Source organism: Burkholderia humptydooensis (assembly GCF_001513745.1).
GTDB classification, from domain to species: Bacteria; Pseudomonadota; Gammaproteobacteria; order Burkholderiales; family Burkholderiaceae; genus Burkholderia; species Burkholderia humptydooensis.
In genome coordinates this window covers 782,842-806,891 of the sequence record NZ_CP013382.1, presented here as the reverse complement: position 1 = coordinate 806,891, position 24,050 = coordinate 782,842, and the positions used below count along the sequence as shown (strand labels likewise).

Sequence of the window (24,050 nt, the reverse complement as noted above, 5' to 3'; positions counted from 1 at the left end):
TCATGAACACACTCCGTCTCCCGATCTCCGCGGCCGCCGGCCGCAGGGCCCGGCTCGCCGCGCTCGTCGCGTGCATGGCGCTCGCCGCCGGCTGCCGGCAGGAGCTGTACGGCGGCCTCGCCGAGCGCGACTGCAACGAAATGATGGCCGCGCTGCTGCAAAACGGCGTCGACGCGCAGAAGAAGACGCCCGACGGCGGCAAGACGTGGACGCTCGCCGTCGACGACAAGCAGATCGTCAAGGCGATGGAAGTGCTGCGCGCGCGCGGGCTGCCCGCGGCACGCTACGACGATCTCGGCGCGCTCTTCAAGAAGGACGGCCTCGTGTCGACGCCGACCGAGGAGCGCGTGCGGTTCATCTACGGCGTGTCGCAGGAGCTGTCGGATACGCTGTCGAAGATCGACGGCGTCGTCGTCGCGCGCGTGCACATCGTGCTGCCGAACAACGATCCGCTCGCGCAGGTCGCGAAGCCTTCGTCGGCGTCGGTGTTCATCAAGTACCGGCCGAACGCGAATCTCGCGACGCTCACGCCGCAGATCAAGAACCTCGTCGTCCATAGCGTCGAAGGGCTGACGTACGACGAAGTGAGCGTCACGTCGGTCGCGGCCGACCCGGTCGATCTCGTGTCGGCCGCGCAGCCGCCCGCGCAGAAATCCGGCGGCGCGACGCTCGCCGGCGTGCTCGTCGCCATCCTCGTAGGCGTCGCGCTCGCGGCCGCGGGCGGCGCACTGTGGTGGCGCGCGCGCAAGGGCGGCGGCTCGGGTGTGGGCGGCCTCGCCGCGCGGCTGCGCGGCGGCGGCGCGAAGGCCGCGGCCGCGCCTCGGCAGGCCGGCGCGCGATGAGCGGCGGCGCGCCGGCCGCGAGCGTCGCGAGCGTCGCGAGCGTCTCGACGCGGGCCGCGTGGCTCGCCGGCTACGATGCGAACGCGCGACGCGCGGCGGACTGGGTCCACGCGAGCTGGCACGGCGCGCTCGCGCCGCTCGTCGCGACAATGCATGAGCGCGCGCCCGCGCTGCGCGCCGCGTGCTCGCGGCTGCTGTTGCGCACGCTCGCGGGCCCGTCGCCGGCGCTCGACGGCTTCGACGCGCCCGCGGACCGGCTCGCCGCGCTGCCTGTGGCCGATGCGCTGCGGCTCATGCGCGTGCGCGCGCTGCTGTTCCGGCGCGCCGAGCTGCGCCACTGGATCGGCCGCGCGAGCCGCGAGCGGCTTGCAGGCTGGGTCGGCGCGGGCGGCTGCCGCGCGCTCGCCGCGCTGCCCGACGCGCCGCGCGCGCGCGATCTCGATCGCCGCGAGCCGGCCGCGCCGCTCGCACGGCTGTCCGGCGACGACCTCGCCTGGGAAGGCTGGTGCCTGTTCGAGCGCGACCGGGCCTGGTCGCCGGCGGGGCCGATGCGCATCGTGCGCCTCGCGCTGCCGCGCGACGCCGCGCGCGCGCCGTGGATCGAACGCGCGGCGGCTGACGCGGACGGCGCGATGCTGCTCGCGCACCTGCCGTCGCTGTTTCCGGAGTGGTCATGGCTTTTTGGCTGAAGAACCGCGGGATTGCGCTCGCCGACGATCTCTGCATCGCGGCGCCGCACGGCGTGCTGCGCCGAGACGCGTTCGAAACGGTTCAGGCGCTCGACGCCGCGCTCGACGCGCTCGCGGCGGAACGCGACGCCGTGCTGCGCGCGGCACGCGACGAAGCCGAACGGATCGCCGCCGACGCGCGCGCGCAGGCCGCCGCGCTCGTCGACGCCGCGCGGCGCGAGCACGACAGCGCATACGCGCGCGGCTACGATTCGGGCCGCGCGCAGGCGATCGCCGACTGGCACGCGCAGGCGGCCGATTCGTTCGAGCAGGAGCGGCGCGTGCGCGACCGGATGCGCGAGCGGCTCGCGGAGCTCGTCGCCGCGGCCGTCCAGCAGATGGTGCGCGCGGAGGACGCGCGCGGCCTCTTCGCGCGCGCGGCGGAGACCGTCGAGCGCGTCGTCGCCGGCGCGAGCTATCTGACGGTGCGCGTGTGCGACGCCGACTACGACGCCGCGCGCGAGCAGTTCGGGCTGCTGGCCGACGCATGGCGCCGGCAGGGCCGCAACGCGCCCGTCGACGTCGTCGTCGAGCCGCGCGTCGCGCGCGGCACCTGCGTGTGCGAATCCGATTTCGGCACCGTCGACGCGAGCCTCGACACGCAACTGAACGCGATCCGCGCGGCGCTCGCCCGCGCGCTCGACGACGCGGGCCGCCCATGAATGCGTTGACCGATCTGTCCCGCGTCGCCGACGCGATGGCCGCGCGGCTCGCGATCGAGCCCGCCGTCGACATGACGGGCAAGGTGCTCGAAGTGATCGGCACGCTCATGCGCGTGGTCGGCCTCGAAGCGACGTTGGGCGAGCTGTGCGAGCTGCGCAGCGCGTCGGGCGCGCTGATCCAGCATGCGGAAGTCGTCGGCTTCACCCGCAACGTCGCGCTGCTGTCGCCGTTCGGCACGCTCGGCGAGATCAATCGCGGCACGCGCGTGATCGGCCTGCGGCGGCCGCTGTCGGTGAAGGTCGGCCACGGCATCCTCGGGCGCGTGATCGACAGTTTCGGCGAGCCGATCGACGGGCGCGGCGAGCTCGACTACGACGCGCTGCGTCCCGTGATCGCGCCGCCGCCGAACCCGATGTCGCGGCGGATGGTCGACGCGCCGCTCGCCACCGGCGTGCGCATCGTCGACGGCCTGATCACGCTCGGCGAAGGCCAGCGCATGGGGATCTTCGCGCCCGCGGGCGTCGGCAAGAGCACGCTGCTCGGCATGTTCGCGCGCGGCGCGTCGTGCGACGTCAACGTGATCGCGCTGATCGGCGAGCGCGGCCGCGAAGTGCGCGAGTTCGTCGAGCTGATCATGGGCGAGGACGGCATGGCGCGCTCGGTCGTCGTGTGCGCGACGTCCGACCGCTCGTCGATCGAGCGCGCGAAGGCCGCGTATGCGGCCACCGCGATCGCCGAGTATTTCCGCGACCAGGGCAAGCGCGTGCTGCTGATGATGGATTCGCTCACGCGCTTCGCGCGCGCCGGCCGCGAGATCGGCCTCGCGGCCGGCGAGCCGCCCGCGCGGCGCGGCTTCCCGCCTTCCGTGTTCGCCGAGCTGCCGCGCCTGCTCGAGCGCACCGGGATGGGCGAGCACGGTTCGATCACCGCGCTCTACACGGTGCTCGCCGAGGACGATTCCGGCAGCGACCCGATCGCCGAGGAAGTGCGCGGCATTCTCGACGGCCACATCATCCTGTCGCGCGAGATCGCCGCGCGCAACCAGTATCCGGCGATCGACGTGCTCGGCAGCCTGTCGCGGATCATGCCGCAGGTCGCGACGCGCGAGCACGTCGGCGCGGCGGGCCGGCTGCGCCAGTTGCTCGCGAAGCACCGAGAGATCGAGACGCTGCTGCAGCTCGGCGAATACCAGGCGGGCAGCGATCCGGCGGCCGACGAGGCGGTCGCGAAGATCGACCGGATTCGCACGTTCCTCAACCAGCGCACCGACGAGTACTCGCCGCCCGACGCGACGCTCGCCGCGCTGCACGCGCTCGTCCAGTGATGCGCCGCAGGCAGCGCGCCTTCGAGACGCTCCTCGCGCGGCGCGAGCAGCGCGGCGCGAGGCTGCGCGCGGAGCAGGCCGCGCTGCGCGCCGAACGCGACGCGGCGGCGGCCGAACTCGCGCAGGGCGAAGCGCACGCGCACGCGAAGCTCGATGCGGCGAATCGCTATGCGGCGCGCGTGGACGCGATGGCGGCCGGCCACGCGCCGTTCGCGGTCGGCGATTACGCGGCGTGCCGCCGCTATCGCGATGCACTGCTCGACGAGCACGCGCTCGCGAGCGCGCAATGCGCGGGGCTGCGCGCGGCGCTGCAGGCGAAGCTCGACCAGCTCGCCGCGACCGCGCGCCGGATCGCGCGCAACGACGCGCAGATCGACGTCGTGCGCGAGCGGATCAAGCAGCTCGCGCGCACGGCCGAGGCGGCCGCCGAGGACACGCAGGACGAGGACATCGAAGAAGGCGTGCTCGCACGCCGGCTCGCGGCCGCGCGGGCATCGGACGAGGCATGCGGATGAACACCAGCGACATCTTTGCGCTGCTGCACCTGGGCGACGAACTCATCGGCTTCATCGTGCTGCTCGCGCTGTCGAGCGAGCGGCTGCTCGTGATCATGTCGATCCTGCCCGCGACCGCCGACACCGTGATGAAAGGCCCGATGCGCAGCGGCGCGGCGGCGGTGTGGTGCCTGTTCATCGCGTGCGGGCAGCAGGCGCTGATTCCGCAGCTTCACGGCGCGTTTCTCGTGATCGCCTGCTTGAAGGAGGCCGTGATCGGGCTCGTGCTCGGCATCGCCGCGTCGACGGTGTTCTGGGCCGCCGAGGCGATCGGCACGTATGTCGACGACGTTGCCGGCTTCAACAACGTGCAGATGCAGAACCCGAGCTCGGGCACGCAGACATCGCTGATGGCGACGCTGTTCGGGCAACTGACGATCGCGTCGTTCTGGCTGCTGGGCGGCATGACGTTCCTGCTCGGCGCGCTGGTCGAATCGTATGCATGGTGGCCGCTCGGGTCGTTCGATCCGGTTCCCGCGCCGCTGCTCGAAGCGTTCGCGCAGGCGCGGATCGACATGCTGATGAACATGATCGCGCGGATCGCGACGCCGATGATGGCGATGCTGGTGCTCGTCGACCTGGGCCTCGCGTTCGTCGCGCGGTCGGCGCAGAAGCTCGATCTGATGTCGGTCGGCCAGCCGCTCAAGGGCGCGATCGCAGTGCTGATCGTCGCGGTGCTGGCGGGGAATTTCGTGACCGAGATGCGCGGGCAGATTTCGCTTGCGGAGCTGGCGCAGCAGGTCCGGCGGCTCGCGCAGCGGCCGGGGGGCGACGGGAAGACGGATCGAGGGGGCCGCGCTTCGGGAGCTTCGGGGGCGACCAGTGTCACATCCGTTCGCTGATCCGGCGAATCATGCCGGCGGGCACGCGATCGGCATCCCGATCGCTCGATCGACAAGCGGGTTGCGCGTCGTCACGCTCGCGCCGGCGCCCGGAATGCAGAAGAGCGTCGGCGCGCCGTGCGCCGCGAGCGCCTCCGTGATGCGCCGCCCCGGTTGCTCCGCGTGCGGCGCCTCGCGCAGCATGCCCGGCACGTCGAATGCATCGCCGAGCCGCTGCGCACTTCCGACACCGCCCGCTCCGGCGACGTCAGCTTGCCCGCATAGACTTTCTTCAGCATCCCGAACCTCCCCGGCGTTCAGTTTTCGCCGTTCAGTAGTTGGCGTCGGCTTCCGGCGAATGACCGCGCTTGTAGATCAGCATCGTGCGCTCGAACGACATCACGACGACACCGTGCTGGTTGACGCCCTTCGTCTCGACGGTCACGATCCCCTGCGTCGGCCGGCTCTTCGATTCGCGGCGCGACAGCACCGTCGATTCCGCGTACAGCGTGTCGCCCGCGAACACCGGCGCGCTCGCCCTCACCTTGTCCCAGCCGAGATTCGCCACCACCTTCGCGCTGACCGTGCGCACGCTCATGCCGGTCAGCAGCGCGAGCGTGAACGTGCTGTCGACGAGCAGCTTCTTCCATTCGGTCTTCGCCGCGTATTCGGCATCGAAATGCACCTGCTGCGTATTCATCGTCAGGAGCGTCATCCAGATGTTGTCGACGTCCGTGATCGTGCGGCCCGGCCGGTGCTCATAGACGTTGCCCGGCTCGAAATCCTCGAAATACAGGCCGGATATCTCGCGAAACCGCTTGTCGCCGATCTGTCGATACGCGGAAATCGTCGTGCTCATGCTCGCCTCCTTGTTGAAGAAAGAACGGGTATCGCCATCGCGCCGCGCCCAGTCGTCGCGCAACTCGAGCGTCTTGATCGACATCGTTCGCTTGCAGCGCCGCGCGGCCGACTCGGGCTCCACCGATACGCCGACGCCGTTTTCGACGAGGCGGCAGATCGCATCGAGCGTGTGCCCCGCCTCCGTCGGCTTCACGCCGAGCCGTTCGCGCACGAGAAGCGGCACGCCGGCCATCGCCTCCATCTTGCTTGATGCGTCCGCTTGCGGAGCCGAGCGCCAGATTGGCCCGGCTCGCGCCGTGCGTGATGCTGCCCGCCTCGACGACGGCGACGAACAGACGCAGATCGGTGATGTCGAAACGCACGCGCCCTCCCGGATCGACGAGCCCACGGTCGAATCGAAGGCTCGATTCGAGCTATCGGGCATTGTGAACGACGCGGGTGGTTTTCACAACGCGCCGAAGCAACGCCCGCTGCGCGGCTCACGCCATGCCGCCCCCTTCGTCGCCAGAGACGGCACGCCCAACCCCGCATCAGCCCTCCGTGCGCCGCCGCACGTAGCACTTGATGAAATCGACCCACGCGCGAACCTTCTGCGGCACGTGCCGCGTCGACGGATACAGCGCATAGACGCCCTGCTGCGGAAACCGATAATCCGGCAGCGCGTCGATCAACGTTCCGTTGTCCAGATCGTCGCGCACGAGCCACTCGGGCAGCAGCGCGACGCCGCTGCCCTGCCGCGCGAACGCGCACAGCACCGATGCGTTGTCCGCAATCAGATGCGGCTTCGCCGCAGGCCGATATACGTGCTCTCGCCCGTCGCGATCGTGCAGCAACCACGACGCAACCTGCGACAGACGGCTGTGCCCGAGCTGCGGCAAGCGCGCGAGCGCGTCCGGCGATTCGATTCGCGCGGCGCCGTGCTCGGCCAGCAGCGCGGGCGAAGCCACCGGCCGCACGTCGTAGGTGTCGATGCACACGCCCCGGTACGGCAAGTCCTGGAACTGCTCGAAGCGGCCGAGCCGGATCGCGACGTCGAATCGATCGCGCACGAGGTCCGCCTGCGACGTATGCGTCTCGAGCCGCACGCGCAGCGCCGGATGCATGCTCGTGAATTCGCGCAGCGCCGGCGCGACGACCCGCAGCGCGTATTCGACCGTCGACGTGACCCGCAAGCTGCCCTGCATCCCGCCGTGCTCGCCGCGCGCATCGTCGATCGCCTCTTCGGCTTCGGCGAGCACGCGCAGGCAGCGCTCGTAGAAACGCTCGCCCGCTTCGGTCAACTCCACGCGCCGCGTCGTGCGCGTGAGCAGCGTCACGCCGAGCTCGGCCTCGAGCTGCTTGACGTTGAAGCTCACGGCCGCGCGCGCCTGGTTCAGCACGTCCGCCGCGCCCGTGAACGAACCGGCCTCCACGACTGCGCGAAACACGTCGAAACGATCCAAGCTCACCATCGCGCCCTCGATTGTCAAAATTTTTCGATCAGTCTATCCGGTCAATCGGACTGACGGCCACGGATCGCGGACTTTACACTACGCAGCCTGATGTCACCGGCTGCTTCCATGTCCGCCCGCTCACACATCGCCGCCGTCTATCTGCTCGGCTTCTCGATCGACCTCGCGAACATGTTCGCGATCAACGCCGCGTACCCGGCGCTGCAGCGCGAGCTGCACGCATCGGTCGCGCAGCTCGCGTGGATCGGCAACCTCTACATGCTCGGGCTCACCGTCGTGATTCCGCTCGGCGCGTGGCTCGCGCACCGGTTCGGCGAGCGCCGTCTGCTCGCGGCGTCGCTGCTCGTGTTCGCGCTCGGCAGCGCCGGCGCGGCGAGCGCGCAGTCGATCGGCGCGCTGCTCGCGTCGCGGCTCGTGCAGGGGCTCGGCGGCGGCCTGCTGATTCCCGTGGGCCAGGCGATGACCTATCGCGCCTATCCGCGCGAAGCGCGCGCCCGCCTGACATCGATCGTGATGATGGTCGCGCTGCTCGTTCCCGCGACGTCGCCCGCGCTCGGCGGCGTGATCGTCGACCATGCCTCGTGGCGCGCTGTGTTTGCGGGAATGCTCGCGCTCGCCGCGTTGTCGTGCGCGCTCGCGCTCGCGTGGCTGCCTGCCGACGTCGCCAGCGATGCGCCTCGCCCGCTCGATGCAGCGGGCCTCGGCCTCAGCGCGGCCGCGCTCGTCGCGCTGCTGCTCGGCCTCACGTTCGCGAGCCGGCGCGGCGCGGAAATGCCGGCGATCGCCGCGCTCGCGACCGCGTGCGCCGCCGGCCTCGCATACGTCCGACATGCGCGCCGATCGAGCGCGCCGCTGCTCGATCTCGCGCTGCTCTCGCAGCCGCTCCCGCGCGTCGGCATCGTCGTCTATCTGTGCGTGCCCGGCGTCTTCACGGGCGTGAATCTGATCGCATCGCTCTTTCTGCAGAACGCGCTGGGGCTCAGCGCGACGCAGGTCGGCGCGCTGATGGTGCCGTGGTCCGCCGCATCGTTCGCCGCGATCGCGACGACACGGCGTGTCTTCCCATCGGCCGGCGCAAGGCCGCTGCTCGCCTGCGGCATCGTGATCGACTGCGTCGGCGTCGCACTGCTCGCAACGCCGTTCGCGGCGCACGAGGCGGGCCGCGTGCTGGCCTACGCCGCGATGGGCTTCGGCGCGAGCCTCTGCACGAGCACGTCGCAAAGCGCCGCGTTTCTCGACGTGCCAGCCGCCAGCATGGGCGAAGCGAGCGCGCTCTGGAACCTCAATCGTCAGTTGAGTTTCTGTCTGGGCGTCGCCGCGCTCGGCAGCGCGCTCAATTTCCTGCTGACGTTCAACGGCGGCGCCGCGCCGCTTGCGTATCGTCAGTGCTTTGCGCTCGGCGCGCTGCTGACGCTGCTGCCGCTGCCGCTCGTCGCGCGGCTCGGCTCGCGTCGCGCGGCGGTCTCGCCCGCTGTTTCCGTGGACACCCAATCGAGTCGATCATGAACGAAACGAACCCGTATTTTCAGGAAGTCATCGACGCGCACGTCGACATCGAGCGTTGGTTGTCCGGGCAGGCCGAATTCGACCGCCTGCCCGCATTGCTGGGCCGCTTTTCGCCGCATTTCTCGATGATCGCCGCGCGCGGCGCGTCGCTCGACCGCGCCGGCCTCGACGAACTGTTCCGCCGGGGACACGGCCAACGTCCGGGGCTGCGCATCGAGATCGACGAACTGCAACGGATCGGCGCGTGGCGCGACGGCGCGGTGATCGGCTACCGGGAAACGCAGATCGACGGTGAAGATCGCCCGAACACGAGACGCTCGACGGTCGTGTTCGAGTACGACGCGGCGTCGCGCATCGTCTGGCGGCATCTGCATGAAACGCCGCTCGCGACGTGAGACCCGGCCGGGCGACGTCGAATCGGTTCGAACGTGCGCACCGAAAGCGCGCATGTCATCGGCGCCAGCGCCGCTGCCGCACACTCGGCGCATCCGGCACGCATCGACGCACGCCGGCCGACGCATCCTGAAGCGATCGCTGCCGAACGATCGGCAGCCAGATCGTGAAGCGCGAGCCGTTGCCCGGCTCGCTGTCGACCGCTATCCGGCCGCCGTGCTTTTCGACGATCCCGTACGACACCGATAGCCCGAGCCCCGTGCCCTTGCCGACCGGCTTCGTCGTATGGAACGGATCGAAGATCTTCGCGAGCCGGTCCGCCGGAATGCCCACGCCCGTATCCTCGATCGCGATCGTCACGCCGTCGCCGTCCCGGCGCGTGCGGATCGTGATCGTGCCGCGCTCGGCAATTGCGTGCGCGGCGTTCATCAGCAGGTTCATCACGACCTGGTTCAACTGCGACGGCATGCATTCGACGGCCGGCAGCTCGCCGTAATCCTTGACGACCTCCGCCTCGTACTTCAGCTCGCTGCGCACGACGGTCCGCGTCGCCTCAAATCCCTCGTGGATGTCGGCGAAGTTCCATTCCTCGCTGCCCGCACGCGAGAAGTCGCGCAGGTCCTGCACGATCCGCCGCACGCGCGGCGCGCCCTCGATCGATTCGTCGATCAGCGTTCCGATGTCCCGGCGCAGGTAATCGAGATCGACTTCCTCGTGCGCGGCGCGCAGGCGAGCCCGCTCTCGATCGTGAACGTCTGCAGCGATTCGAGCAGCGCGGTCTCGGCCGTGAACAGCGCGCGCGGCAGCGCATGTCGAGTGCACGGCGGGAATCGAAGAGGACAACGAGGTCACGCCAGATCTCCCCTTCATCAGACGGCGTCAAACGCGCCGATGTCTTCGTGGCCGGGCGCGGCGCCGATCGCCGCCGCGAGCCGCGATGCGTCAATCGAGCAGGCCGCGCGGCGGCGGCTCGCCGCTTCCCGCATCGACGAAAATCACGAACGGAGCCACTTCGTTCGCTTCGAAACGGCGCACCTGCGCGGCCTGATGCGACGACACGACGCTGCCCTTCGTCATCAGCAGGATGCCACGGCTGTTGTGCAGGTCGTCGGCAAGCCGCATGCCTTCCGCGAGTTGCGAAGCGTTGATTCGCGATACGCTCGCGCGCCGGTCGAGCGCCGGCGATTCCTTCGAGAGCGCGACGAACCGGTCGACGACGCGCGCGTCGTAGCGCAGACCGGCTTGCGAGACGAGCACCGCCATTGCCTGCTGCACGGTGTACAGCCGCTTGAACATGCTGCCGCTGCACAGCGCGTCGAAGTCGCGCGCGACGGCCAGAATGCGCGAGCCGAGCGGAATCGCGTTGGCGGCGAGTCCGTCGGGCGTGCCGCGCCCGTCGAATCGCTCGTATTGATGATGGATCAGGTGCGCGACGCGGCCGAGCTGCTGAACCGGCGTGAGCACCATCTGCGCGCGCAACGGGTGCTGGAAATAGAGCCGGCTCTCGTCCGGCGCCATCCGGTCGAGCGGCTTGTGCAGCAGCTCGTCCGGCAACGACAGCTTGCCGATGCCGTGCAGCAGCCCCGCGAAGAACAGCTCCTGCGCTTGCCAGCCGCTCATGCCGAGCGCGAGCGCCAGATTGCGCGCCGCCTCGCCGACGCGCTGCGATTCGCCGCCGGGCGCGCCGCAGCGCAGCTCGATCATGTTCGCGCACGCCTGAACCATCGCGGTGAAATTGTGCGTCAGGTCGCGCTGCGCGTCTTCGAGAAACAGCATCGTCTGGCGGATCTCCTCGACGCGCGCCTGCACCTGCGCTTCGAGCCCCGCATTGAACGCGCGCAACGCGTCGTTCTGCTTGCGCGTGAGCGCGTCGAGCCGCGCGGTCTCGCGGCGCAGGCGCTGCTGCTCGAGCGCCTGCTCGACGGTCAGCAACAGGTCGTGATCGTCCCACGGCTTCGTCAGGTACCGGTAGATGCCCGCTTCGTTGATCGCGCGCACCGCCGAATCGATTTCGGAATAACCGGTCAGCAGAATGCGCATCGTGTCCGGATGCCGTTCGCCCACGCGCGCGAGAAGTTCCGCGCCGCTCATCCGCGGCATCCGCATATCGGACACGACCACGTCGACTTCGCCCGCGGCCAGCAGGGCGAGCGCCGCTTCGCCGCTGTCGGCGCACAGCATCCGGTAACGCTTCGGGCGGAACACGCGCTTGAGCGACGACAGCACGCTCGGCTCGTCGTCGACGAGCAGCACGACCGGCTCATCGGCGGGCGCGTCGCCCGCCGCACACGCCGGCCGTGCGTCGTCCTCCCCGGCGGACCCGTTGCTGGGTATCGATATCGAAGGACTGCTCGCTTTCGCTCGTTCGCTCATGATGCCCTCATTCCCGATTTCTCTTTTTTCTTGGATATCGGCAGCGCGAACGATCAGGCGCACTAGGGAAAACGTGGGAGATACCGGAAGACGCGAGAAGCGCCGCGTGCGAATCACTCAATCTCAGTCATCCCGACGATTGGGCATAATCGGCTTCAGTCTCATTCAATTCGTTAAACGGCTATTTAACGCACTATTTTCGCATTCGCTTTTCATTCCGCTTCATTCAAGACTGGAACCGTCTTCGTCGTCCATCTTTCGCGAGCGATTCGCGCGCGGCGTCAGCGCCAGTTCGCGTCGACCCACTGGCAGACGCCCTCCCACGCCGGCGTCTTCATGTACGCGGCCGTTTCGCTCTCCAGCAGCGGCGCCTTGCGCCAGTCGTCGAGCCCGACCGTTTCGCCGAGCACGAAATTCGCGCGCCGGTAGCATCCGCCGAGCAATTGCGTCGCCTGCTGCGTCGCGAGCATCGCGGTCGTATCGAGTGTGAGACCGAGCAGCGCCGATGCCGGCACATCGTGGCTCTCGAGGGGCCAAAACCACGTCGTCACGCCCCATCTGAGCGGATCGCCGATCGCGCTCGGGCGGATGCCTTCCTGACTGATGCCGGTGCCGAGCGACAGCACCCGCAAATTGCCGAGCTCGCCGCCGAGACGGCTCGCAAGCGCCTCGGAAACGGCCGTCATCGAAGGATTGTTCGCGAACAGGCCGCCGTCCGCGAAATAGCCGAGCGACGGCACTTCGTACGGCGGAAAATACGAAGGCGCGGCCGACGTCGCGAGCGCCGCGTCGACAAGCGCGACATGGCGATACGCATTGCCGCTCGCGTTCGAGAACGTGCATGCGGACCAACTGCGCAGCGCCGGGTCCCATAGCCGTGACGAATTGATGACGGTCAGCCGGCGCAACTCGGTCAGATCGCCGCCGCGCAGCAGTTCCTGCGCGATGCGCTTGAGCCCGGTGTTCACGTACTGGCACGCGAAAAGCCCCGGCCCGGCGGACGCGGCGAAGCTCGCCGCGCCCGTCGCGATCGTCTCTCTCTGCTCAAGCCACGCGCCGCTCTCCTGGAATATCTCGGCTCCCCGGTTCCGGTAGACGTCGACGACTTCGGAAATCGACACGCCGCGCGCAAGCGCGAGCGCGAGCAGGCCGCCCGTCGACGTGCCGGCGAAGCCGTCCGCCTTCGCCAGGATGCCGCTGCGTCGATCGAGATCCTGAATGAGCAACGCGGTGATCAATCCCCTGATGCCGCCACCGTCGCAACTGAGAATCTTGAATGCCATCGCGGTTCTCCTCGGCTCGTGAAATTCGTGAAATGCAGGTGCGGATGCTTCCGAACGAACGCGGCGACGCCGTGCAGGCGCACATCGGATGCAGCACGCATTCGATCGCGCTTGCGCGTTGACATCGCCGTGTCAATCCGGCTCGGCATTTCATTCGGATCAACCTGTTGCGATCGCTTCGCCGCAATAGCGGCTTCGCGGACCGCCGGCTGCAATCGCGTTGTCGATGCCGGACACCCGCTCCCGTCTCGCTCGCGTCGACGCGAATCGCGAATCGCGAATCGCGTATCGCGTATCGCGTATCGCGTATCGCGCGGCGACGCATATTCTTAAATTAGGATGCGCGAGACGCTTTGGCCAGGCCGCGACGCAACGATTCGATGCCGGCGCGCTCGACGTTCGGCGCATCGCGCACGGTGGGCGCCGCCGGCGATCTACGGGGCCGGCCTCGCCCCGGAGCCGCCGGCGCCGCGCGAGCCGCTCGCCCCTCCGTCCCCGCGGCGCCGACGAAGAACACGGCTCGCCAGCCGACGTGCGGAATCAGCGCCGCGGTGATGAGCCCGCCCGCCACGCCGCCCACGGTGAAGCCGCACGATACGATCATCATCAGCGATACGCGGATGCGCCGCGGACTGTATTCGCCGGCGAGCGCCATCGCGTTCGGCATGATGCAGCCGAGCCCGAGCCCCGCTGCGAAGCGCCAGTCGATCAGTTGCGAAATCGCTTGCGCAAAGCCCGTCGCGATCATGCAGACGGAGAAGCACAGCGTCGCGCCGATCAGCACCGGACGCCGGCCGATCCGATCGGCAAGCGCGCTGAACACGAGCGAGCCGATCAGCATGCCGAACAATCCGGCGCCAAACACGGGCGACAGCGCCTCCTTCGCAATCCCCCATTCGCGGATCACGACGGGCGCGACGTAGCCCATCGCCTGCACGTCGAAACCGTCCATCACGAGGCACGCCGCGCACAGCGCGACGATCGCCCATTGATATGCGCCGAAGCGGCGGTTGTCGAGCATCTCGCGCGCGTCTACTCGCGTCGTCATTCGTCGTTTCCTTGTCATGTCGCCGTCGTCGTCCGCGCTGCACCGGGCAAAGGGTTTCGCGCTACAGCTCGAGCACGATCCTCCCGCGCTTCGCGCGCGAGCAGCATGCCATCATGCGCGTGTTCGCCGCGCGCTCGCCCGCGCTCAGCACGCTGTCGCGATGATCGACCTCGCCCGCGAGCACACGCACCTCGCACGAGCCGCACAGCCCTTCCTCGCAATCGCTCTGCACGTCGACGTTCGCGGCGCGCAGCGTCGCCAGCAGCGAGCGGTTCGCGGGCACCGTCAGCGTGAGCCCCGAATCCTTCAGCTCGACTTCGAACGGTTGCTCGGCGGCCGGATCGACGCGCGGCGCGGCGGCCGCGAAATGCTCGACGCGCAGCGCGTCCGCCGGCCAATGCGCGGCGCGGGCGGCGAGCGCGTCGAGCATGCGCGCGGGCCCGCACGCATAGACCTGCGTGCCGGGCGCGACGTCGAGCGCGGAGAAATCGTGCCGCGTGCCTTCGTCCGACACGTGCAGGCGAAGCCGCCCGCCATGCAGCGCGGCGAGCGCGTCGACGAACGCCATCGTCCGGCGGCTTCGTCCGCAGTAATGCAGTGTGTAGTCGATGCCGAGCGCACGCGCTTCGCGCGCGATCGCGCCGATCGGCGTGATGCCGATGCCGCCCGCGATCAGGATCGTGCGGCCCGCGTGCGCGTCGAGCCGGAAATGGTTGCGCGGCCCGCGAATCGTCACGCGCATGCCGGGCCGCAGCCGCTCGTGCATCCAGGCGGAGCCGCCGCGGCTCGCCGGCTCGCGCAGCACCGCGATCTCGTATGCGCCGCGCTCGGCCGGATCGCCGCACAGCGAATACTGTCGGGAAAGGCCGGTATCCCCGCATTCGACGTCGATATGCGCGCCCGCGCTCCAGCGCGGCAGCGCCGCGCCGTCGGGCGCGACGAGGCGCACGCGCAGCACGCGCTCGGCCGCGGGCGTCACGCTGTCGACGCACAATGCGCGCCCCGCGCTGCGCGCGTTCGATTCGCCGATCCGCACGGCGAGCGCCGAGCGCCGCGCATCCGCGCGACGCCGCTCCGGATTCGCGGCCGGGTCCCACTCGACCCACAGATGCTCCGGACCGCGAAACGATGTGTTCGGCATGTACGTGAAGCGCTGCTCGGCAAGCCGCATGTGCGGCAGGCGGCGCGTCAGCTCGTCGATGAAGATCTGCATCTCCATCCGCGCGAGATGCTTGCCCATGCACTGATGCGAGCCATAGCCGAACGTCAGGTGATCGGCGCAATCGTCGCGGTGGATGTCGAACAGGTCCGGATCGGCGAAGCGGCGCTCGTCGCGATTCGCCGACGACGTGACGATCAGCAGCTTCGCGCCGGCGGGAATCGCCACGCCGCCGACCATCGTGTCGCACGTCGCGATCCGCCGCCATGCGGCGATCGAGCCATTGTGGCGCAGGCATTCGTCGACCGCGTTCGGAATCAGCGAAGGGGCTTCGCACAGCTCGCGCCACGCGTGCGGATGCTGAAGCAGCAGCTTCAGCGCATTCGCTGTGGCGTTCGCGGTGGTTTCGTGCGCCGCGACGATGCCCGCCATCATCATCGAATGCAGGTACGAATCGGTGACGATGTCCGGATGCTCGCGTTGCATGCGGATGCCGAACTGCATCCAGCCAGGCCCCGAAGGATCCTCGCGCATCCTCTCGAGCACCTTGCCCGCGTACTGCCAGAACTGCCCGACCGCGTGCGCGACCGCGACCTGCTCGTCGGGCCGCGGCCTTCCCCACGTGTTGACGGTGTGCGCGATCGAGTACTGGCGCAGCGTGTCCATGTCCTCTTCGGGCACGCCGAGGAAATGCAGCGCGACCGTGAGTGGCACTTCCCACAGCATCTGGTCGACGAGGTCCGCGCGGCCGTCGTCGACGAAGCGGTCAACGTATTCGCGCGCGAGCCGCCGCACCATCGGCTCGTGCGCGCGCAGCGCATCGGGCGTGAACGGCTCGATCAGCAGACGCCGCCGCGCCATGTGCGCGGGCTCGTCCTCGTTGACGAGCGTGCGGTTCATCGCATAGCCATACGATGCGAGCACCGCGTTTGCGTCGGCGCCCGTCGGCGTGATCTTCTCGAGCGCGATCGACGGGCTGAACGTCCGGTTATCGCGGAAGATCGCCTTGATGTCATCGTAGCGCGCGACCACCCAGTAGCCGAGCTTCGGACTGTAGAACACGGGCTCCTGCTCGCGCGCCCAGCGCACATATTCGGGCGGGTCCTGCTGATAGGCGTCGGCGAACGGATCGAATGCCGCCGCCGCCGCGCTCGCCGGGCAACCGGCTGGATGCGGGGCGACGTCCGCCGAAGCGGGATGGAACGGACACTGCGCGGCAGGCGAAGCCGGCGGCGTGGACACGGGATGCGTCATGGCAGTCCTCCAGTGGTCGAATCACATTTTGCGTAACTCTAGTACGCATTGCGCAAAGCAATGATCGAGGGGTTAACCTGCATCGCATTCCTATCGTAGTCACGCGGCGGGCGCAGTGCGCCTGCCGGCGACGCTCCACCACTCCGCACGACGCACTACAATCCCCGGATGACGAAAAAGGCCCCTACCCTGAAACCCGCGAGAGCCATCCGTACCCGAACGCGCGATGCGACCGCGTCCGCCGCCGATCCGTCCGCTCCGCGCGAGCGCCGGCAGCGCGTGCAGGCGGCCGCGACCGGCATGGCGGTGCTCAAGGGGCTGGCCCGGCTCGGCGGACGCGCGACGCTGACGGCGCTCGCGGCGCACGTCGACGAGAGTCCGGCGAAGGTGCATCGCTATCTGGCGAGCCTGATCGAGGAAGGCTTCGTGTCGCAGGACCGCGGCACGCAGCAGTACTGCCTCGGCACCGAGGCGTTGCTGATCGGCGTCGCCGCAATGCGCCAGGCCGAGCCGATCCGCGCGGCGGAGCCCGCGCTCGTGCGGCTGCGCGAGACGCTCGCGCTGACGTGCTTCGTCGCGGTGATGGGCAATCGCGGGCCGACGATCCTGCGCATCGAGGAACCGGGGCTGCCCGTGATCGTCAACGTGCGCGCGGGTTCGGTGCTGTCGCTGCTCGGGTCCGCGACGGGGCGGCTGTTTCTCGGCCTGCTCGACGACTCGACGATCGATGCGATGGCTCAGGCGGAACTCGCGGCCGCGCTGCGGCGGGAAGCCGACGCAACGAGCGCGGCGCTCGGTTATCGACGGCAGGCGTAGCGTTCGCGTTCGTCGCGTTGCCGATCGAGCAATGCGCTGAAAACTCGGCGTGCGCGCGGCGCCGCCATCCAATCGGAGGTCGTGTTGACGTCAATCGCGGAACCCTCGCAGGCAAGCGAAGCCATCGGCAATCGCAATACCGCCGTTCTCGTCATCTTCACCGCCCTGACGAATCTCGCCGATGGCGTGACCAAGGTCGCACTGCCGTTGATGGCGACCACGCTCACGCACTCCCCCGCGCGGGTCTCGGGCGTGTCGCTGACGCTGACGCTGCCGTGGCTGCTCGTCGCGCTTCACGTTGGCGTGCTGGTGGACCGCGCCGATCGCCGCGCGCTACTGTGGATCGCGAACGCGATGCGCATTGCCGCGATAGCGCTGCTCGTCGCCCTGCTGCTGTCCGGCCGCGTCACGCTCCCGATGTTGTACGCAAGCGGCCTGACGCTCGGCGTCGCCGAGGTCGTCGCGCTCACTTCCGCAGCCGCATTGATTCCCGACGCCGTCGCGCCCTCGGGCCGTGAGCGCGCCAACGCGTGGATCGCCGGCGCGGAAACCGTCTGCAACGAATTCTGCAGCCCGCTCGCCGGTGGAATGCTGGTCGCGGCCGGCACGGCGATCGCACTCGGCGCCGTCTCCGTCGGCTATTTCGCCGGCATCGTCACGCTATTTTTCCTGATCGGGCGGTTTCGCGTCGCGCATGCGGCGCACGCGCGCCCGGAGCCCGTGCGCCGGCAGATTGCCGAAGGGCTCGGATGCCTGTGGCATCAGCCGCTGCTCCGGCTGATGGCCGTCGCGCTGACGGTGCTCTGCATGTGCTGGGGCGCATGGCTCGCGCTGATGCCGCTGTTCGCGACGACGACCCTGGGTCTCGACTCGCGCGGCTACGGCGTGACGGTCAGTGCGCTCGGCATCGGCGGCTTCGTCGGCGCACTGACCGTCGCCTCCCTGAATCGCCGCTTCGGGCGGCGCGCCGTCATGCTGACGGATCTGCTCGGCACGTTCGCGATGATGGCCGTGCCGGTCCTGAGCACGAATCTGTGGGCCATCGCGGCGAGCGCATTCGCGGGCGGCCTGGGCGGCACGCTGTGGACGGTCAACGCAAGAACGATCAGCCAGCATCTCGTGCCGGGGCCGCTGCTCGGACGGTACAACGCGGCGGCTCGCCTGTTCAGTTGGGGAGCGATGCCGATCGGCGCGGGCCTCGCCGGCGCGATCGCGGAGCCGCTGGGCATGCGCGCCGCGTTCGCGGTGCTCGCCTTCGCAACCTTGCTGCTGATCGTGCCGTTCCTGCGCGTCGCTGCGACGGAATCGCTGCAGGTCGGCCTGGAACGTCGGCATTGAATCCGCCGCCAACCCGACGACGATTCGGCAACCAAAACATCGTTCGACGGCGCGCCGCCAGCCACGAAGCCGCTCGGCCGAGCGCAGATCCATTGCGCACGCGCGGCCCAATCTTCGCGAATCCCAAACGGCATCGATCGATAACCAAATCGTTCAAAAGTTTACTTGTAGTCAGTCTACTTATGCGCTATCACTAACCCTGAAGTTTTGCTACATCTCCACGCGCCCGCCGTTCGCGCCGAATGCTTCACCGGCTGCGCCCGGCTGCCCGCGACGCATGATCGAGTTTCATCCGTCACACGCTTGACGACGCAACGTCGCTACGGCGAGCCCACGCTCGCGCGGCGTGACGTGTCGCACCAAGCGCCAGAACGAAACAGGCATTCACGGAGACAAACCCATGCACGCAAAACACTTTTCCGTCGCCCTTCTTTCCGCCACGCTGTGCGTTTTCTCGCATGCCGCCGAAAACGGCGCGTCGTCGAAGGACTTCGCCTTTCAGGACGATTTCGCGCTTCGCCGCGCAGACCTGCTGGTTCGCCAGATGACGCTCGACGAGAAGCTGCAGCTCATTCATTCGAAGTACCAAATGAGCGACGTGCCAGGCGGCGGCGCAGGCTTCATCCAGGGTATTCCGCGGCTTCGCATTCCCGATCTGAACATGGTGGATTCGGCGACGGGCTCGGGCAGCACGTCGCAGCCGAGCACGACGTTTCCGGCGACGATCGGGCTCGCGGCGAGCTGGGATAAACGCCTTTCGTACGCATTCGGCGCCGTGATCGCCGGTCAGTTGCGTGCGCAAGGATTCGCGATGGGCCTGGGCGGCGGCACCAACCTCGCGCGCGAGCCGCGCGGCGGGCGCCTGTTCGAGTATCTCGGCGAAGATCCCGTTCTCGCCGGCGAGATGCTCGCGGCACGCACGCGCGGCACGCAGGACCGCAAGGTGATCGCGACGATCAAGCACTACGTCGGCAACGAACAGGAAACGAACCGGATGGGCGGCAACGACCAGATCGACGAACGCACGCTGCGCGAGCTCTATCTGCTGCCGTTCGAAATCGCGATGAAGGCCGCGCGCCCCGGCAACGTGATGTGCAGCTACAACCGCATCAATGGCGACTATGCCTGCGAGAACACACACGTGCTCACCGACGTGCTCAAGAACGAATGGCGCTTCCAGGGACAGGTGCAGTCCGACTGGGGCGCCGCGCACAGCACCGCGAACGCGATCAACGCCGGGCTCGACGAAGAGGAAGACGTCGGGCCGACCGTGTTCCTCACGCCCGATCTCGTCAAGCAGGCGCTCGCGAATCGCGAGATCACGCCGGCGCGTCTCGACGACATGGTCCGGCGCAAGCTCTACGCGATGATCCGCACGGGCGTCATGGACGATCCGCCGCAAGGTGGCGGCGCGATCGATTTCGCCGCGGCCAATCGATTTGCCCAGTATGCGGCGGAACAGTCGATCGTGCTCCTGAAAAATCAGGATCGCCAACTTCCGCTCGACGCCGCGAGCCTGAAGCGGATCGCGGTGATCGGCGGCCATGCGGATGCGGCCGTGCTGACGGGCGGCGGATCGGGCAATACGCGGCATCCCGTCACCGGCGCGTTCGCCGGATGCGGCGGCCTGACGTTCCCGACGACGACGGGCTGCAACTGGTGGCCGAATCCGTGGCTGAAGCTCGACGTGCCGATCGTCCAGGCGATCCGCAACCTCGCGCCGGGCGCGACGGTCGCTTTCGCCGGAAACAGCGACCAGCAATCGCCGTTCGCCGCGTATACGCAGCAGCAGATCGATGCGGCCGTCGATCTGGCGCGGCGCTCGGACGTGGCGATCGTCTTCGTCACGCAAGCGGCCGGCGAGGATTTCGGCGAGCTGCGCAGCCTCGCGCTCGCGAATCCGACAAATCAGGACGCGCTCGTCCAGGCGGTCGCGCAGGCCAATCCGCGCGTGATCGTCGTCGTCGAGAGCGGCAATCCGGTGCTGATGCCGTGGCGCGACCAGGTGAGCGCGATCCTTCAGGCATGGTTCCCCGGCGAAGGCGGCGGGAACGCGATTGCCAACGTGCTGTTCGGCAAGGTCAACCCGTCCGGCAAGCTGCCCGTCACGTTCCCGGTGCGAGACGAGGACACGCCGACCTGGGGCGCCGGCGGCACGCTCGCGCCGAACCCCGTCTACTCGGAAAAGCTGAAGATCGGCTATCGCTGGTACGACGCGAATCGCATCGCGCCGATGTTCCCGTTCGGTCATGGCCTGTCGTACACGCACTTCTCGTATTCCGGGCTGGAAGTGAAGCAGCACCCGGATGCGACGACGGTGTCGTTCACGCTCACCAACGACGGCACGGTCGCCGGCGCCGAAGTGCCGCAGGTCTATCTCGGCGATCTCGACGACCCGCAGGAGCCGCCGAAGCGCCTCGTCGGATGGGACAAGGTGGGCCTGCGCGCAGGCGAAGCGCGGCGCGTGCGCATCGTGATTCCTTCCGAGATGCGGCGCGTGTGGGATACGAACCGGAACGGATGGACGCTCGCGAACGGCGGACGCATTTACGTGGGAGCGTCTTCGCGCGATATTCGACTTCAGCAGCCGTGACGGTGGCGACGGATGGCGGCGGCGCCGCCATCCGATCGGCAATCCGACGCGATCGTCAGGAATGCTCAGGACGCCGGTCATCCGGAATCGGCCATCGAGCGCACGCCTCTTCTTGTTCCCCCTTCTTGCTCCTCTTCCGCGTTCTCTCGATTTCCTCCCGATCTCCTCCGCATCGGACTACCAGAACTTGTAGTTTCCCCCCGCACCTTTCCCACCTACGATGGTTCCCGCAAGCGCACAGCCGACACAAGATGCGCATATCCCGTAAAAACGAGGAAGCAAGACCTATCCAATCAAACAGAAAATCAAATTGCAAACCGCGATGTCGATCGACATGCGTCTCGTCAAGGCGATTCCCGTTTCACGAACTCAAGCATGGCCCGTCTGCAAAGGGCCGACACCCGGCGCGACTGGAGCCGCCGAATCGGCACGACGGTCGTCGTCACCATCAAGATAGGAGTTCGCATCATGGCTACCACCACCGAAGAAGACGTCCTGCTGCACATCGTTCACAACGTCTACAGCGTGACGGGCGGAGAAGTGACTCCGTCGTCCGTCTCGGCCCCGACCGTCGAGCTCAAGCTGCATTTCGACGATCAAAGCCATCGCATCACCGGCTTCGGCCGCATCGCCTGGGGCAAGAACAAGCCGCCCAAGGTCACGTCGGAATTCGTCGATCTCATCATCCACGGTGACTTCGGCTATTTCCCGCCGGTCAAGAAGCAACGCGATCCGAATTTTCCGGTCAAGACCCAGCAGATCAATCTGGTCGGCTATCCGGACCTGCACTGGAATCCGCACTGGGGGATCGGCCCGCAACTTCCGATCATCTTCCACCTGAACGCGGTGATTCCCGTGGGCTCCCAGTCGGGGTACGCGGCGTACAACTATGGCGTCCCCAGCGATCCGGAAAGCAACGTTTCCGTGACCGATGCGACGATTCGCCATTTGCTGTTCTGATCGCGCGGGCGGATCGTTCGCATTCGGACGGCATTCGGCTATCCGGCGCAGGCGGCCGTACCGGATGCGATGAGCGATGACGGATCGCGCGCCGGCGAAGCGAATTCGCCGGCGCGCGATCATTTTCGGAAGCGAGAGCCGAGGGAATCGACAGAACGATCGCCGCGGCGATGCCTGCGTCGTTCTCGTGATTCGCGACGATTGTTGCAATCGTCGCCGATCGAATATCGACGTTGCGTTGTCGCGGCGCCGTCGTTGTTCCGTTCGATCGTCAAATCGAGAGATGATGGCACTCGTGCCGCAAACCGGCTCAGCCGTTCGACGTCTCGAGCCGACAGATACGCGCGGGCTCGACGACGATCGATTGTCGTCCGTGGGCCGCTCCCTTTTGTGCGATCAGGAGCCTATAGCCATGCACGAGAATTTCGAGTATCTCGGCCTGCTGGACGTATCGTCGCAATTGCGGCAAGGGCGCCTGTCTCCGGTGGAACTGACGCAGGCGATGCTCGCACGCATCGCGCAACTCAATCCGCATCTGAACGCATACAACCGTGTCACGGCGGAATCCGCGCTCGCCGACGCTCGACGCGCCGAGCAGGAAATCGCGCGCGGAATCGATCGGGGGCCGCTACACGGCATTCCCGTCGCCATCAAAGACATCTTCGACATGAAAGGCGTCCCGACGACGGCCGGCATGAGCATTCACGCGAACGCCGTCGCCGACGAAGATGCGACGGTCGTCCGGCGTTTGCGAAACGCCGGCGCGGTGATGCTCGGCAAGCTGTCGATGACCGAGGGCGCGTATGCGGAGCACCGCACGCCGTTCGCGGCTCCGCGCAATCCGTGGCATGACGCGTACTGGCCCGGCGCGTCGTCCAGCGGCAGCGCCGTCGCCATCTGCGCGGGACTCTGTTACGCCGCGCTCGCATCGGAAACCGGCGGATCGATCCGGCTTCCCGCGGCAGCCAACGGCGTCACCGGCATCAAGCCTACATGGGGCCGCGTCTCCCGCCATCGGACCTTCGAACTCGCCGCGACGCTCGATCATGTCGGCGTCATTGCACGCTCCGCCGCCGACGCGGCCGCCGTCCTCGGAGCGATCGCGGGCACGGACCCTGCCGATCCAACGACATCCCGATTGCCCGTCCCCGATTTCTCGAAAGCGCTGACTCGCGATCTGAAAGACATCCGGCTCGGCGTGGACGATTCGTGGCTCGGCGCTCGCCTCAACGACGCGACCGAGCACGCGATATCGAACGCCATCGCGGTACTGCGCGAACTCGGCGCGGAAATCGTCGCCGTGACATTGCCCGACGTGAGCGACATGATCCGGGATTGGTTCCCGGTCTGCGCCGTGCAAACGGCGCTTGCACACGAGGCCACGTATCCGTCGCGCAAGGACGAATACAGTGCGAGCCTCGCCGCGCTGATCGAACAGGGCCGCGCACTTTCCGGAATGGCGCTCCAGCGATTGCTCCTGCGACGTGAGGTCTTCCGGGGCAAGCTCGCGGCCGTGTTCGACGTCGTCGACATCGTGGCCCTGCCGGTGCTCGCTGGCGGCGTGCCGACGATCGAGCGGATGTCGAAGGTCGACGACGCTTTGATTGTGGATCTCCATCGGTTTACATGCCCGTTCAACATGGCGGGCATTCCATCCATCGTTCTGCCGTGCGGCATGTCCGCGAACGGGTTGCCGCTGGTGTTTCAGATGATCGGCGCGCACTTTTCCGAAGCCAGACTCGCATGCGTTGCGGATGCGTATCAAGCGGCGACGGAATGGCACCTGCGACACCCGAGGATGTCGGGCACCAGCGCGATCGAACAGAAAAACTCATGCCGCTGATGCGGGAAACAACCGGCATCGAATCCGCCCGCGAGCGGCTGCGCCTCCCGGGTTTGAAGCCCGCTCGCTTCGCCAAAGCGGCGGCGTCCGTGCGGGAGCGGACATCGGAGCATGCAACCACGAGCCGTAGCGAATATGAACACGTGTACGCCGCCGGCTCAACCGCTTTCTACCTTAAAAAAGAGCCGCGTCATTAATTAAGACATCGGCCAATCCATGCCCAATATCACGCGAGTGGCC

At 68.1% G+C, this 24,050-nt stretch carries 19 protein-coding genes and 4 pseudogenes; 14 read left to right on the top strand and 9 right to left on the bottom strand.

Annotation, left to right across the window (positions count from 1 at the left end):
• Positions 1-2 precede the first annotated feature (2 nt).
• Genes sctJ through sctT form a run of 6 tightly spaced genes read left to right on the top strand, consistent with a single transcriptional unit; the run spans position 3 to position 4,953 of the window.
• Entirely contained in the window at positions 3-842 is an 840-nt protein-coding gene (gene sctJ, locus AQ610_RS22635; protein WP_015603946.1) for a type III secretion system inner membrane ring lipoprotein SctJ, read from the top strand.
• Positions 839-1,531 (top strand): type III secretion protein HrpB4, encoded by a 693-nt coding sequence (locus AQ610_RS22630; protein WP_006028712.1) that lies wholly within the window; start codon positions 839-841, stop codon positions 1,529-1,531. The genes sctJ and AQ610_RS22630 overlap by 4 nt, the downstream gene beginning before the upstream one ends.
• Entirely contained in the window at positions 1,516-2,232 is a 717-nt protein-coding gene (gene sctL, locus AQ610_RS22625) for a type III secretion system stator protein SctL (RefSeq protein ID WP_043283096.1), read from the top strand. Before AQ610_RS22630 ends, sctL begins: the two co-directional genes overlap by 16 nt.
• Positions 2,229-3,557, top strand: a complete 1,329-nt coding sequence (gene sctN, locus AQ610_RS22620; protein ID WP_006028710.1) for a type III secretion system ATPase SctN — start codon at positions 2,229-2,231, stop codon at positions 3,555-3,557. Before sctL ends, sctN begins: the two co-directional genes overlap by 4 nt.
• Positions 3,554-4,072 (top strand): type III secretion protein HrpB7, encoded by a 519-nt coding sequence (locus tag AQ610_RS22615; protein ID WP_085954771.1) that lies wholly within the window; start codon positions 3,554-3,556, stop codon positions 4,070-4,072. The genes sctN and AQ610_RS22615 overlap by 4 nt, the downstream gene beginning before the upstream one ends.
• On the top strand, positions 4,069-4,953 hold the full coding sequence (sctT, locus tag AQ610_RS22610) for a type III secretion system export apparatus subunit SctT (RefSeq protein WP_009915586.1): 885 nt from the start codon (positions 4,069-4,071) through the stop codon (positions 4,951-4,953). The genes AQ610_RS22615 and sctT overlap by 4 nt, the downstream gene beginning before the upstream one ends.
• Before the next feature lie 9 nt (positions 4,954-4,962).
• Here the strand turns inward: sctT and AQ610_RS36350 are convergent, their stop codons facing one another.
• The 4 genes and pseudogenes from AQ610_RS36350 to AQ610_RS22600 all read right to left on the bottom strand — a co-directional run bounded on the left by AQ610_RS36350 (position 4,963) and on the right by AQ610_RS22600 (position 7,244).
• Complete coding sequence (locus tag AQ610_RS36350) at positions 4,963-5,145, bottom strand: hypothetical protein (RefSeq protein WP_144411899.1); 183 nt, start codon at positions 5,143-5,145, stop codon at positions 4,963-4,965.
• A 118-nt stretch (positions 5,146-5,263) separates the two neighbouring features.
• On the bottom strand, positions 5,264-5,791 hold the full coding sequence (gene ripB, locus AQ610_RS22605) for a (R)-specific enoyl-CoA hydratase RipB/Ich (RefSeq protein WP_009915588.1): 528 nt from the start codon (positions 5,789-5,791) through the stop codon (positions 5,264-5,266).
• Between the two features lie 36 nt (positions 5,792-5,827).
• A pseudogene (locus tag AQ610_RS38425) lies at positions 5,828-6,155 on the bottom strand (LysR family transcriptional regulator); the annotation flags it as partial.
• A 168-nt stretch (positions 6,156-6,323) separates the two neighbouring features.
• A complete protein-coding gene (locus tag AQ610_RS22600; RefSeq protein WP_009915589.1) occupies positions 6,324-7,244 on the bottom strand; it encodes a LysR family transcriptional regulator in 921 nt (306 codons plus the stop codon).
• Between the two features lie 108 nt (positions 7,245-7,352).
• Between AQ610_RS22600 and AQ610_RS22595 the strand changes: the two genes are divergently transcribed.
• Entirely contained in the window at positions 7,353-8,750 is a 1,398-nt protein-coding gene (locus AQ610_RS22595; protein ID WP_006028705.1) for an MFS transporter, read from the top strand.
• Positions 8,747-9,145 (top strand): hypothetical protein, encoded by a 399-nt coding sequence (locus AQ610_RS22590; protein ID WP_006028704.1) that lies wholly within the window; start codon positions 8,747-8,749, stop codon positions 9,143-9,145. Before AQ610_RS22595 ends, AQ610_RS22590 begins: the two co-directional genes overlap by 4 nt.
• A 55-nt stretch (positions 9,146-9,200) precedes the next feature.
• Here AQ610_RS22590 and nosK read toward each other — a convergent pair.
• From nosK to AQ610_RS22565, 5 genes and pseudogenes are all read right to left on the bottom strand, one after another.
• Positions 9,201-9,884, bottom strand: a pseudogene (gene nosK, locus AQ610_RS22585) (nitric oxide sensor histdine kinase NosK); the annotation flags it as partial.
• Between the two features lie 201 nt (positions 9,885-10,085).
• Positions 10,086-11,516: a nitric oxide response regulator c-di-GMP phosphodiesterase NosR gene (nosR, locus tag AQ610_RS22580; RefSeq protein WP_009915596.1), complete on the bottom strand. Its 1,431-nt coding sequence runs from the start codon at positions 11,514-11,516 to the stop codon at positions 10,086-10,088.
• Positions 11,517-11,797: 281 nt separating this feature from the next.
• Positions 11,798-12,799, bottom strand: coding sequence for a patatin-like phospholipase family protein (locus tag AQ610_RS22575; protein ID WP_009915597.1), 1,002 nt, complete (start codon positions 12,797-12,799; stop codon positions 11,798-11,800).
• Positions 12,800-13,294: 495 nt separating this feature from the next.
• Positions 13,295-13,820, bottom strand: a pseudogene (locus AQ610_RS22570) (MFS transporter); the annotation flags it as partial.
• 88 nt (positions 13,821-13,908) lie between these two features.
• The gene (locus tag AQ610_RS22565; RefSeq protein WP_006028699.1) at positions 13,909-16,260 is read right to left on the bottom strand and encodes a cytochrome P450/oxidoreductase; all 2,352 of its coding nucleotides are present in this window, start codon (positions 16,258-16,260) and stop codon (positions 13,909-13,911) included.
• Positions 16,261-16,428: 168 nt separating this feature from the next.
• On the opposite strand from AQ610_RS22565, the pseudogene AQ610_RS22560 reads away from it, so the two are divergent.
• From AQ610_RS22560 to AQ610_RS36345, 6 genes and pseudogenes are all read left to right on the top strand, one after another.
• A pseudogene (locus tag AQ610_RS22560) lies at positions 16,429-17,046 on the top strand (IclR family transcriptional regulator); the annotation flags it as partial.
• Positions 17,047-17,160: 114 nt separating this feature from the next.
• Positions 17,161-18,414 carry an MFS transporter gene (locus AQ610_RS22555; protein ID WP_009915602.1) on the top strand — a complete coding sequence of 418 codons (1,254 nt, stop codon included), beginning with the start codon at positions 17,161-17,163 and terminating at the stop codon, positions 18,412-18,414.
• Positions 18,415-18,814: 400 nt separating this feature from the next.
• On the top strand, positions 18,815-21,007 hold the full coding sequence (locus AQ610_RS22550) for a beta-glucosidase family protein (RefSeq protein ID WP_006028696.1): 2,193 nt from the start codon (positions 18,815-18,817) through the stop codon (positions 21,005-21,007).
• 468 nt (positions 21,008-21,475) lie between these two features.
• Positions 21,476-21,967 (top strand): DUF1842 domain-containing protein, encoded by a 492-nt coding sequence (locus AQ610_RS22545; protein ID WP_009915603.1) that lies wholly within the window; start codon positions 21,476-21,478, stop codon positions 21,965-21,967.
• 412 nt (positions 21,968-22,379) lie between these two features.
• The gene (locus AQ610_RS22540) at positions 22,380-23,810 is read left to right on the top strand and encodes an amidase (protein WP_006028694.1); all 1,431 of its coding nucleotides are present in this window, start codon (positions 22,380-22,382) and stop codon (positions 23,808-23,810) included.
• Positions 23,801-24,007 (top strand): hypothetical protein, encoded by a 207-nt coding sequence (locus AQ610_RS36345; protein WP_009915605.1) that lies wholly within the window; start codon positions 23,801-23,803, stop codon positions 24,005-24,007. Before AQ610_RS22540 ends, AQ610_RS36345 begins: the two co-directional genes overlap by 10 nt.
• The last annotated feature ends 43 nt before the right edge of the window (positions 24,008-24,050 follow it).

Excerpts from the sequence above, each read along its gene's own strand:
- sctJ (WP_015603946.1), top strand. The coding sequence starts at position 3 with ATGAACACACTCCGTCTCCCGATCTCCGCGGCCGCCGGCCGCAGGGCC.
- AQ610_RS22630 (WP_006028712.1), top strand. The coding sequence starts at position 839 with ATGAGCGGCGGCGCGCCGGCCGCGAGCGTCGCGAGCGTCGCGAGCGTC.
- sctL (WP_043283096.1), top strand. The coding sequence starts at position 1,516 with ATGGCTTTTTGGCTGAAGAACCGCGGGATTGCGCTCGCCGACGATCTC.
- sctN (WP_006028710.1), top strand. The coding sequence starts at position 2,229 with ATGAATGCGTTGACCGATCTGTCCCGCGTCGCCGACGCGATGGCCGCG.
- sctT (WP_009915586.1), top strand. The coding sequence starts at position 4,069 with ATGAACACCAGCGACATCTTTGCGCTGCTGCACCTGGGCGACGAACTC.
- ripB (WP_009915588.1), bottom strand. The coding sequence starts at position 5,791 with ATGAGCACGACGATTTCCGCGTATCGACAGATCGGCGACAAGCGGTTT.
- AQ610_RS22600 (WP_009915589.1), bottom strand. The coding sequence starts at position 7,244 with ATGGTGAGCTTGGATCGTTTCGACGTGTTTCGCGCAGTCGTGGAGGCC.
- AQ610_RS22595 (WP_006028705.1), top strand. The coding sequence starts at position 7,353 with ATGTCCGCCCGCTCACACATCGCCGCCGTCTATCTGCTCGGCTTCTCG.
- AQ610_RS22590 (WP_006028704.1), top strand. The coding sequence starts at position 8,747 with ATGAACGAAACGAACCCGTATTTTCAGGAAGTCATCGACGCGCACGTC.
- nosR (WP_009915596.1), bottom strand. The coding sequence starts at position 11,516 with ATGAGCGAACGAGCGAAAGCGAGCAGTCCTTCGATATCGATACCCAGC.
- AQ610_RS22575 (WP_009915597.1), bottom strand. The coding sequence starts at position 12,799 with ATGGCATTCAAGATTCTCAGTTGCGACGGTGGCGGCATCAGGGGATTG.
- AQ610_RS22565 (WP_006028699.1), bottom strand. The coding sequence starts at position 16,260 with ATGACGCATCCCGTGTCCACGCCGCCGGCTTCGCCTGCCGCGCAGTGT.
- AQ610_RS22550 (WP_006028696.1), top strand. The coding sequence starts at position 18,815 with ATGCACGCAAAACACTTTTCCGTCGCCCTTCTTTCCGCCACGCTGTGC.
- AQ610_RS22545 (WP_009915603.1), top strand. The coding sequence starts at position 21,476 with ATGGCTACCACCACCGAAGAAGACGTCCTGCTGCACATCGTTCACAAC.
- AQ610_RS22540 (WP_006028694.1), top strand. The coding sequence starts at position 22,380 with ATGCACGAGAATTTCGAGTATCTCGGCCTGCTGGACGTATCGTCGCAA.
- AQ610_RS36345 (WP_009915605.1), top strand. The coding sequence starts at position 23,801 with ATGCCGCTGATGCGGGAAACAACCGGCATCGAATCCGCCCGCGAGCGG.